This is a genomic window from Campylobacter concisus (assembly GCF_002913865.1).
Taxonomy (GTDB): Bacteria; Campylobacterota; Campylobacteria; order Campylobacterales; family Campylobacteraceae; genus Campylobacter_A; species Campylobacter_A concisus_AM.
The window spans coordinates 1-10,085 of the sequence record NZ_POYX01000127.1 but is presented as its reverse complement, the minus strand read 5'-3'; the positions used below and the strand labels follow the sequence as shown (position 1 = coordinate 10,085).

8 protein-coding genes and 1 pseudogene are annotated in these 10,085 nt (G+C 39.1%); all 9 read right to left on the bottom strand.

Annotated elements, in window-relative coordinates:
* Positions 1–92: 92 nt before the first annotated feature.
* Complete coding sequence (fdh3B, locus tag CYP77_RS08190; protein ID WP_021084543.1) at positions 93–653, bottom strand: formate dehydrogenase FDH3 subunit beta; 561 nt, start codon at positions 651–653, stop codon at positions 93–95.
* Positions 654–663: 10 nt separating this feature from the next.
* The gene (locus CYP77_RS08185; protein ID WP_258032373.1) at positions 664–3,330 is read right to left on the bottom strand and encodes a formate dehydrogenase subunit alpha; all 2,667 of its coding nucleotides are present in this window, start codon (positions 3,328–3,330) and stop codon (positions 664–666) included.
* A gap of 48 nt (positions 3,331–3,378) precedes the next feature.
* A pseudogene (locus tag CYP77_RS10405) lies at positions 3,379–3,573 on the bottom strand (hypothetical protein); the annotation flags it as partial.
* A 77-nt stretch (positions 3,574–3,650) separates the two neighbouring features.
* Positions 3,651–3,857, bottom strand: coding sequence for a twin-arginine translocation signal domain-containing protein (locus CYP77_RS08175; RefSeq protein ID WP_004317725.1), 207 nt, complete (start codon positions 3,855–3,857; stop codon positions 3,651–3,653).
* A 280-nt stretch (positions 3,858–4,137) separates the two neighbouring features.
* Positions 4,138–4,845 (bottom strand): thioredoxin domain-containing protein, encoded by a 708-nt coding sequence (locus CYP77_RS08170; RefSeq protein ID WP_004317675.1) that lies wholly within the window; start codon positions 4,843–4,845, stop codon positions 4,138–4,140.
* A 53-nt stretch (positions 4,846–4,898) separates the two neighbouring features.
* Positions 4,899–6,719, bottom strand: a complete 1,821-nt coding sequence (selB, locus tag CYP77_RS08165) for a selenocysteine-specific translation elongation factor (RefSeq protein WP_103599739.1) — start codon at positions 6,717–6,719, stop codon at positions 4,899–4,901.
* Positions 6,716–8,041: an L-seryl-tRNA(Sec) selenium transferase gene (gene selA / locus CYP77_RS08160; RefSeq protein ID WP_103566804.1), complete on the bottom strand. Its 1,326-nt coding sequence runs from the start codon at positions 8,039–8,041 to the stop codon at positions 6,716–6,718. Before selA ends, selB begins: the two co-directional genes overlap by 4 nt.
* Before the next feature lie 74 nt (positions 8,042–8,115).
* Positions 8,116–8,937, bottom strand: coding sequence for an HNH endonuclease (locus CYP77_RS08155; protein ID WP_103566801.1), 822 nt, complete (start codon positions 8,935–8,937; stop codon positions 8,116–8,118).
* Positions 8,938–8,941: 4 nt separating this feature from the next.
* Positions 8,942–10,085, bottom strand: a 1,144-nt coding sequence (locus tag CYP77_RS08150; RefSeq protein ID WP_103599738.1) for an AAA family ATPase, incomplete at its 5' end; no start/stop codon positions are given.

Genomic DNA, 10,085 nt, shown 5'->3' with positions numbered 1-10,085 from the left:
GAAAAATTATTGATGAAATTTTAGATTATAAAAATCATAAAAATAATTTAAATTTTATAAATTTAAAAGGAGAGCAAGCGCCCTCCTTAGTGTTATACGTTTAGTCCTGTATTTCTTAGCATAACGCGTTTGCGATATACATTTGAAACCTCAGCAGCGTCGCCAACTAAAAGCGCGTTTGTAGAGCAGATAGCCGCACACATAGGCACTTTGCCCTCGGCCATTCTGTTTTGACCGTAAAGCTCTCTCTCCTCGTGTGAGTTAGTTGGCTCTGGACCGCCTGCGCACATAGTGCATTTATCCATTACGCCTTTTACGCCAAATGCCCCATCTTTAGGGAACTGCGGCGCACCAAATGGACAAGCATATAAGCAGTATCCACAGCCTATGCACTTGTGTTTATCATGAAGCACGATGCCATCAGCTCTAATGTAGAAGCAATCAACCGGACAAACTTGCTCGCAAGGTGCGTCTGTGCAGTGCTGGCACGCGATAGTAGTTGAGACCTCTTTGCCCTCGATACCATCGTGAAGCGTGATAACCTTTCTTCTATAAATTCCAACTGGAAGCTCGTGAGCAGAAGAGCAGGCGACTTGACATCCAAAGCAGCTGATACATCTATTAGTATCTACAAAAAATTTCATTCTTGCCATTTTTCTCTCCTTACTCTTTACCTAGGGCGTCTCTCTCGCCATACTCGTGATAAAACGACGTTTTAAAGGTGTTCTCCTCAGCTTTTTCTATGCGGCAAAGACCTGCGTTAAATTCTGAAATTTGAGTAACAGGGTCAAATCCGTAGTTTGTAACTGTGTTAAAGCTCTCGCCGATAACATAAGGCTTAGTGCCCTCTGGGTAACGAGCTGAGAGATCGACACCTTGCATAACGCCAGCGAAGTTGTAAGGCATACAAATTCTATCTGGAGTTACCATATAGCTGTGGTAGCATCTTACTTTGATCTTCGTGCCTTGTGGGCTGTGGATCCACATCATATCGCGATCTTTTATGCCGTATTTTAAAGCAAGCTCTGGGTGGACGTTAGCAAACATCTCAGGTGTGATGGCTGAGAGGTATTTACTTGTTCTTTCGATCATTCCCGCACCACTTAAATTTACGACGCGTTGCGTGCTAAATACGATAGGGAATTCTTTTGACCAGTCTTTTGCTTGTTGCTCTGACTTAAATTTAGTAGAAACACGGAAATTTCTAGCTTGATCATCAAATGTCGGATACTTTTGGACAAGATCCCAGCGTGGTGAGTGGATAGGCTCTCTATGTTTTGGGATAGGATCAAGAAATTCCCAAACGATAGCTCTAGCCCTTGCGTTACCATACGGCACTACGCCTTTTTCACGGCATTTTTCTAAGATGATACCGCTGTAGTCCATGCTCCAGCTTGGTCCTATCTTAGCTTTCTCCTCTTCTGTTAGAGTGATGCCTAGGACTTTTTCTATATTATCTTTTGTGATTTGTGGATAGCCACCTTTTATGGCTGAGCCAACAAGTGTGCTCTCTTCGCTAGCTAGCTGACTAACGCCGTTATGCTCTAAGCCAAAGCGGTTTCTAAAGCCAGAGCCACCCTCTACATAAGGCTTGCTCATATCGTAAAGTATCGGTGTGCCAGGGTGTTTTTCATCCCATGCTGGCCATGGCTTGCCATAGTACTCGCCTTTTACTTCGCCACCAAGACCTATTAGCGTATCTGGGTCAAATTTATCCCAGTTTGCTTGGTGACGTCTAAACATCTCAGCAGTTCTGCCGCCATAACCGATAGAATTTCCAACCCTTGCTATCTCGTTTGTCGCATCATCTGGCCATACAAAGTCATCTTTTACTTGTTTTAGCTCTCTATCTACGACAGCCATCTTCATGCCTTTTACGTACTCATCGTAAAAGCCAAATTTCTTAGCAAATGCAAACATAACTTCGTGATCGCCCTTGCTCTCATAAAGTGGATCAACTACTTTTGTTCTCCACTGACCTGAGCGGTTTGTAGCGTTTAGATGACCTTCGTTTTCAAAGGCAGTTGCCACTGGCAAGATATAAACGCCATCTTTTCTATCTGAAAGGATAGAAATTTCATTTACAAATGGCTCAGCAACTACGATCATATCTAGTTTTGAAGCTGCTTCTTGGATTTTAGCTAGGTGCGCCATAGATGTTAGACCAGTCCCTTGAACCCAAAGAACTCTTAATGCACCACTACTAAAGGTATTTTCCTCTTTTAAGACGCCTTGCCACCATTTTGAAAGCGACCAGCCTTTTTCATTTCTCCAGTTTCTATCCTCTGGATTTTTAGGATCGTGGTAATAATACTCTTCAAAAACAGTGTTTTTAACTGGTGTGCCACCTTGTTTTGGCTCTTTAGTTGAGACTGCAAAGCGTTTTACAAACTCATCATAATCAACGCCCCAGCCTTGGCAGTAGTACTTCCAAGCCGCATCAGTTAGTCCGTAATACATCGGCAAGCTATCTGAGAGGTTACACATGTCGGTTGAGCCTTGAACGTTGTCGTGACCACGGATGATGTTACAGCCACCACCTGGTTTGCCCATATTGCCTAGGATTAGTTGAAGGATAGGTAAAATTCTCGTATTTGAGCTACCAACTGAGTGTTGAGTGATACCAAGTGCCCAGATCACAGTGCCTGGTTTTGTATGAGCTAGGATATTTGCAGCCTCTATCAGCTTATCAACTGGCACGCCTGTAACGTCAGATGTGACCTCTGGTGTCCAGTGCTCAGCCTCTTTTGCTATCTCGTCGATGCCGTAAGTTCTATTTTTTATAAATTCTTTATCTTCCCAGCCATTTTTTAAGATGATGTGGATAAGTCCATAAACAAGCGCTATATCAGTGCCTGATCTTTGTCTTAGGTATAGATCAGCATGAGCGGCTGATTTTGTAAAATTTGGATCAGCTACGATCACCTTTGCGTTGTTTCTATCTTTTGCTTGCAAAGTGTGCTTCATACCGCCAACTGGATTTGCCACAGCTGGGTTTGCACCTATTATAAATATACATTTTGAATTTGCAGCCATATCTCCAAAGTGGTTTGTCATCGCGCCATAACCCCAAGTATTCGCCACACCGGCGACTGTTGCGCTATGTCAAATTCTTGCTACGTGGTCGTTGCTGTTTGTGCCCCAAAACGCAGCAAATTTTCTAAAGTAATATGCTTGCTCGTTGTTAAATTTCGCAGATCCTAAGAATATAACGCTATCAGGACCATCTTCTTTGCGGATCTGAAGCATCTTATCGCCGATCTCATTTACAGCTTGATCCCATGAAATTCTTTGCCATTTGCCATCAACCTTTTTCATAGGATATTTGATGCGCTGTTTGCTATGCGTAAGATCGATCTGATCGATACCTTTTGAGCAGTGTGAGCCTTGAGATATCGGGTGAAACATCGCCATATCTTGACGAACCCAAACACCATCTTGTACCTCAGCCTCGATACCACAGCCTGCTGAGCATATAGAACAAATAGTTCTAACCTTTTTTGAGCCAGGGAAAGGATCTTTTATCTCTTCCGCGCTCGCCTGCCTGATCGTATCATTTTTTCCAAAAGCCATTGTAGTGCCTGCACCTAGTGCGGCTAGCTTTAAAAATGAACGTCTTCCTATACGTGCATCACTCATGGTTTTCTCCCTTAGTATGCGATTTTATAGTAGGTTTCCCAGTTCTTGCTTTTTTTATAAAGCACCTCTTTTTTGTTAGACTTGCCTACGACAACGCCATTGTCATCAGGAGCCAAGTCATCGCTAGTCACTTTTGCTACGGCTGAGACTGCGAGTACTCCGCTGGCAGCACCGACTTTTAGAGATTTTTTAAGAAAATCTCTTCTTGATCCTTGCATTTTTTCTCCTTATGCCTCAAAAATTTTTGAGAAATTTGGTTCATTAATATGTAAAATTTGCATATTTAGAATTTCTAAAATATCACAAATAGCCTATTTTAGGACATTTTAGCGCCCTAAAGTTAAACTGTGTAAATTTAGCATATTTCTAAGTTAAGCAAAGTAAATATAAAAGTTTAATTACGAATGTTAAGTATTTATTAAAAATATAGTTAAATAGACTTTAAATTTATAAAATTTGTTTGAGGTAGAAATTCTAGGGAGAGCTCCCTAGAAAATGTTATTTTAGATCGCTTTTATTTACGATAAATGGCACTGATCTAACGCCAGCTGCAAAGTATTTTTTGCGCAGATTGTCGATCTTTGCGACATCTTCTTTGCTAACACTCTTATCATCTACATTGTAGTCTTCAGCGTAGTATTTTCTTAAAATTTTAACCTTGTCGCTGTCACTCTTAGCAGCTTTTGCATCTTTGTAGATTAGCGAGCTTTTTTGAAGTGATGAGATGTCATGGACTGGAGTTAGGACGATCTCAACGTTGCTATCTTTTAGTGTTGTCTCGATCTTTGCTAGCTCAGCTCTGCAATATGGGCACTCAGGGTCTGAAAACATTATGATAGTTGGCTTTTTAGGGTCGCTACCAAGAACGATGATGTTTGCCTTGTCTTCATCTTTATAAATTTTAGAAATTCCCTTTGCGATGACCTCTTTTTTCACTTCAGCTAGGTATGATTTTTGCTCTTTTAGATCGATCACGTCTGGGAAGATGAAGTCGCCTTTTGTAAATACTATCTCATCTTGTGAGTTGCCATCTTTGCTTAGTTTTACCACGACAGCTTCGATGTCGCCTGCCACTTTGTGACGATCAGCTACCTTTACTTTTACGCTACTATCAACCATTTGAGAGTAGAAGTCCTCTATTTGCTTATCGCTTGCTGCCATTAGGCTAGTTGCCGCGATGATTGAGGCTAAGATCACTTTTTTCATTTTTATCCTTTTTAAAAATTTGGCGGATTATATTTGCTTTTTGTAAATGAATACTAACTGCGAAAAACCCTATCATTTCCCTGCTTCATTATGTCACTCTCAAGATCGAGCTGCTCAAGGTAGGCGATTACATATTTTCTACTTAAATTTAGCGCATCTTTGGCGTTTGTGACATTTACAAAGCCTTGATTTTTTATGATCTCTCTTAGTTTATCAAGTGCCATTTTTAGTGAATTTCTAGTGATGAAAAGGTTATGCTCTAGCCTTATGACCCTGCCCATTGCGGTTAGCTTTTTAAGGGCATTGTCGCCACTAACCCTATCGATCTCTAAATCATCATATATATTATATGGCGCTGTTGGGGCTAGCTTGCCACTTTCTAAAATTTCATAAATTTTCTCTTCAAGCCTTACTTTTAGCTTGCTAAGATCAACGCCTTTTTTGGTATAGACACCGCTATCTTTGGCGATCAAATTTGCACTTTCAAGCTCGTCAAGCGCTTTTTGGGCTAAATTTTGGCTAGCCCAAGCAAGTTTTAGGCTGATGCTTTGAGCTGAAAATACAGCAAATTCATTCTTTTCTATCATAAATTTAATGGCTGATTTTATCCGCTCAACCGCGCTTAGATCGTAGATGTTTAAAGCCTTTTCATCGACAAAGACGTTTGAGACTTTTTTGGCTACAGCTACGGCCTCTTCGTGATTTAGACCAAATCTTTGATAAGAAGAGATGATGCCAAAGCCATTTTTGTGAGCTTCTTTTAAGATAGAAAAAGCTTCAACAAAATCATGCTTTAAAAGCGAGGCTAAAAAGAGAATTTTGCCAGCCTTTTTTAGTGGCTCAAGCACTGGGTTTAGCACCCTGCCGCCACCTATCACGCGCGCATCTGAGATGAGCACAAAGGCCTCGTCAAATTTTAAAAACATATCGCTTTGAAATTTAAAGCTCACAAAGTAGCTATCATCTTTTTGGCTTAGTATTAGCACCTTTGCGGGCACGTTTTTAGCGCCCACGCAAAATGTCACGCTTTGAGAGTGGATGAGATTTTTAGCAGTTACGACCGCATCAACCTCTCTAAATCCTCTAAAAAAGCCCTTTTTGCTAAGTAGCTGTCCCTTTTTTAGCTCGCTAAGCTCGATACCTGTTAGATTAAGCGCCACACGGCTGCTAACACCTGCGCGCTCTACGAATTCATCGTGACTTTGCACGCTTCTTACTAGCACCTCTTTGCCAGCGTCGTAGTTAAAAAGCTTCTCATTTTTGCTAACGCTTCCCTCTATAACGGTGCCAGTTACGACGCTACCGATACCTTTTAGGCTAAAGACCCTATCGATGTAGTATCTAAAAACGCCATCCTCATCGCGCTTTTTGGCTCTTAGTGTAAAGAGATAGTTTCTAAGCTCATCGGTGCTTGCCTTATCCTTTATACTAACGGCGAAAATTTCTAAAACTTGCAGGTTTTTAAATTTAGAAATTTCATCTCTTATCTCTTTTTTTCTTAAATTTATGGTAGCTTCATCGACTAGATCACACTTTGTAAGCGCAACGATCACAGATTTCACGCCAAGAAGATTTAAAATTTCAAGGTGCTCCAAGCTTTGAGGCATAAGCCCGTCATTTGCCGCCACCACAAACAAGCACGCGTCAAAGCCGTATGCGCCACTTATCATCGTTTTTATGAGATTTTCATGCCCTGGCACGTCGATAAATGCGATATTTTCGCTATTTTTGCTTAAATTTGAAAAGCTTAGATCGATCGTTATGCCACGCTTTTTCTCCTCTTCAAGATTGTCCCCCTCAAAGCCGTTTAGCTCCTTTATAAGCGCGGTTTTGCCGTGGTCGATATGCCCTGCTGTTCCTATTATTAAACTCATTTTTCTTCCGTTTCATTTATTATTTTTATTAGCGTCTCTACGTCCTCATCAAGAAGCGATCTAATATCTAGCATAAATTTGTCATTTTCTATGCGTCCGATCACCTTTTTTTGCCTAAATTTTAGCTCGTTTAAATTTGCCTCTCCACTAAATGCAAGCGCCACGCTTGGGATCTTTTTATTTGGCATCGCCCCGCCTCCTACAAAGGTTTGTGTGCGCACTATCTCAAGCGGATTTTTTAAATTTTTATTTATAAAATTTGCTAAGCCTTCAAGCTCTTTTACGCTTTTGTGAAGCAGTTTTTGCGTTGTGATAAGCTCAAATTCTTTGTTTAGATAAGCTTTCATGCTCTCAGCCAAAAGCGAGATGATCACTTTATCGACGCGAAGAATCCTTAAAAGCTGGTTTTTCCTAAGCTTTGCGATGAGCTCTTTTTTGCCGACTATTATGCCACACTGCACAGCACCAAGCAGCTTATCGCCACTAAAGCTAACTAGCGAAACATCTTTTAAATTTTTTAGATCTGGCTCGTTTTTGTCTAAGTTAAAGGGCAAATTTCCGTAAAATCCACTGCCAAGATCAAAATAATCTATCAAATTTCGCCTGCTTGCTAGCTCGCTTAGCTCATTTGCCGTAGTCTCTTCGCTAAAGCCAACGATGTCAAAATTTGATCTATGAACCTTCACAAGCATCGCCGTATTTTCATTAATTGCCTCTTCGTAGTCCTTTAACCTAGTTTTATTTGTAGTGCCGACCTCTTTTAGGATGCAGCCTGCGTTTGCCATCACCTCTGGCACTCTAAAACTACCGCCGATCTCGACTAGCTCGCCCCTGCTAACGACCACCTCCCTGCCCTTTGCAAAGGTGTTTAGCACCAAAAATACAGCGCTTGCGTTGTTATTTACAACTATGGCGTCTTCAAAACCAAAGGCTCTTGCTATTAGCGAGCCAACGTAGTCATATCTGTTGCCTCGGCTGCCTGTTTTTAGGTTGTACTCTAGGTTAGAATATCCTGTTATAACAGGCATTGCTCGCTTTAAAATTTCTTTATCGATGACGCTTCTAGCGAGGTTTGTATGTATAGCAACGCCGGTTAAATTTAGCACCCTTTGAAGGCTTGCTTCGTTAAATTTATCATACTCATCTAGGATCAAATTTATTATCTCTTCGCTCTCAAAGCTAGCATTTTCATTTAAAATTTTAGCTCTAACCTCGTCTAAAATTTGCCTTGCAAGCATAGTGACTAAACTCGTGTCAAGTCCCGAAAATGCTTCATTTTTTATGATCTTATCAACTTGTGGGATATTTCTTAAATCGTTCAATTTGCGCTCCTAGTAAGTTAGTTTTACCAAGGCGTGATTTTAACATAAATTTACTTTGAAACATTGTTTAGATACTATAAGAACCTACTATATCCACCACTGCAATAACACTGATCTTTACATAGAGCTTGATACATTGCTGTTTTCCAATTATTTATAGGTTTAGATTTAAATTTTATACGAAGTTCTTGCTCAATATCCATTTTTGTTAAATTTTTACTTCCAAATTCTATTCTCAGGTCGCTCAACTCACTCGCTGCTTCAACAGCATATCTTCTAGCCAATTCGTACACCCGAAAATGCTCTTCTATTTTCTTTTTATCCAAAGCATTATTAATATCTTTTGTATCTACAAAGAATTCCATAGTAAGTTCAGACCAATTCACTTTTGCAAATAACCACTGTGTCTTTGTAAAGTCATCATAATACGGGTGAATGGTATTTAAAACTATATTTCTTTTTATGGTATTACAGTCCCTACAGCACCCTATCAAATTATTTGGCAATATCGAAAAAATTGGAAATTCGGATTTTGGTAAATAGTGATCCAATGTAGACACATGCCCTAATCCGCAATATGGACACTTGCCTAATTTTGGACTAGCCTTTATTTGATTATAGTATTTTCTTGGCTCCTTTCCTACCACTAAGCGTTTATCGTACAAATCAAATAAATCGTTTTTTATATCTTCGTATCTAGTATAATTAATCAGCTCTATCATTATATATTTATCAAGACATTTTTTTCTTGCACTATTGCAGTAACCGCGAGCGTTTAATAAAAAAACATATAAATAGTTCAATAAATTCTTTTTCTTCGCCTTATCCTTTATTCCATTACAACAACATTTATATATGTCAGATTTCCTTATTTTAGGTATATCTACTGCAACCATAAGACTATTTCCTGTTGCTTAATAAGGCTCTTACCAACAATCTTGCCTCGGATCCAAGCTGATTATCATATTCCTTCATTATGCTATCATATGAGGCTCCATCTTTATTTATACTATTGTCCAGCATCGCATAAAAGCCCGACTTGCTTACCTCAAGGCCAAAAATTTCTTTAGTTAATGTTCCGATCGTCTCTCCAAATGTTTCAATATCAAAGCACTCCGCTTTAGCCTCTAGACCAAATCTACTTAGTCTCCAAACGCAACTCTTTGGAACTTCTTGCAAAACCACAGGTGAATGGGTTGCAATAATAGCAACCGCATTCTTTTTTATAAGCAAATCTGATAACGCCCTCATAAAGGATGACAACAAAGGCGGGTGTAAATGACTTTCTGGTTCATCTAATAATACTAGAGTTTTTTCTTCTATCTTTTCAAAAATTTTAGTAACAGTTAATAATATTATAGCGTGCCCTGAACTTAATTTTTCAAACAAATCTATAGCTGGCTGTTTCAAGTTTTGAATAATAGCATCATTAGGATTATCGCTACTCTTTTTAACTTCACTAATAATTTTTGTCATTTGCTGCATGACCTCACCAACATTCAGCTCTTTAAATATTGGATCTGATTCCAGCTGGGTTATTAAATTCGCATATTGTTTTATATTTTTATAACTTAAAATTTTCACAAAACTGCTGGCAAACTCATCTGAAAGTTCTTTATTATCCTTCAAATAACTTTTTTGTTCAAGTAATACACCGAACCCTGGTTTTTTTAGTCCAATATAAGAATACTCTAGGTATTCATCTTCAGAAAATGGCAAAAATGGGTCAAATGCACTATAGGATACCGATAAAATTCTTGAAAAGATTTCATGAGGAGGCTTTTCTTTTTCTTCAAAGCTATCTTTTTCAAAAAATTTACCATTTTCACAATCTAAACCAATAAAGCTTTTTACCATATTATTAAGTAAATGAGTTTTGCCTACGCCATTTCTTCCTATTAATATATGGATATTAGTTGGAGGATTTGAATCTGCAAAAACATTAAAATATAACTTATAGCCAGCCTGATTATTTGTACAAGATGTCTCATATCCAAAGCTATAGTTATCTAAAATAGCTCCACCATCTAATATTCTCTTATAT

Coding starts and splice junctions, on each gene's coding strand:
- fdh3B (WP_021084543.1), bottom strand. CDS start 653: ATGGCAAGAATGAAATTTTTTGTAGATACTAATAGATGTATCAGCTGC.
- CYP77_RS08175 (WP_004317725.1), bottom strand. CDS start 3,857: ATGCAAGGATCAAGAAGAGATTTTCTTAAAAAATCTCTAAAAGTCGGT.
- CYP77_RS08170 (WP_004317675.1), bottom strand. CDS start 4,845: ATGAAAAAAGTGATCTTAGCCTCAATCATCGCGGCAACTAGCCTAATG.
- selB (WP_103599739.1), bottom strand. CDS start 6,719: ATGAGTTTAATAATAGGAACAGCAGGGCATATCGACCACGGCAAAACC.
- CYP77_RS08155 (WP_103566801.1), bottom strand. CDS start 8,937: ATGGTTGCAGTAGATATACCTAAAATAAGGAAATCTGACATATATAAA.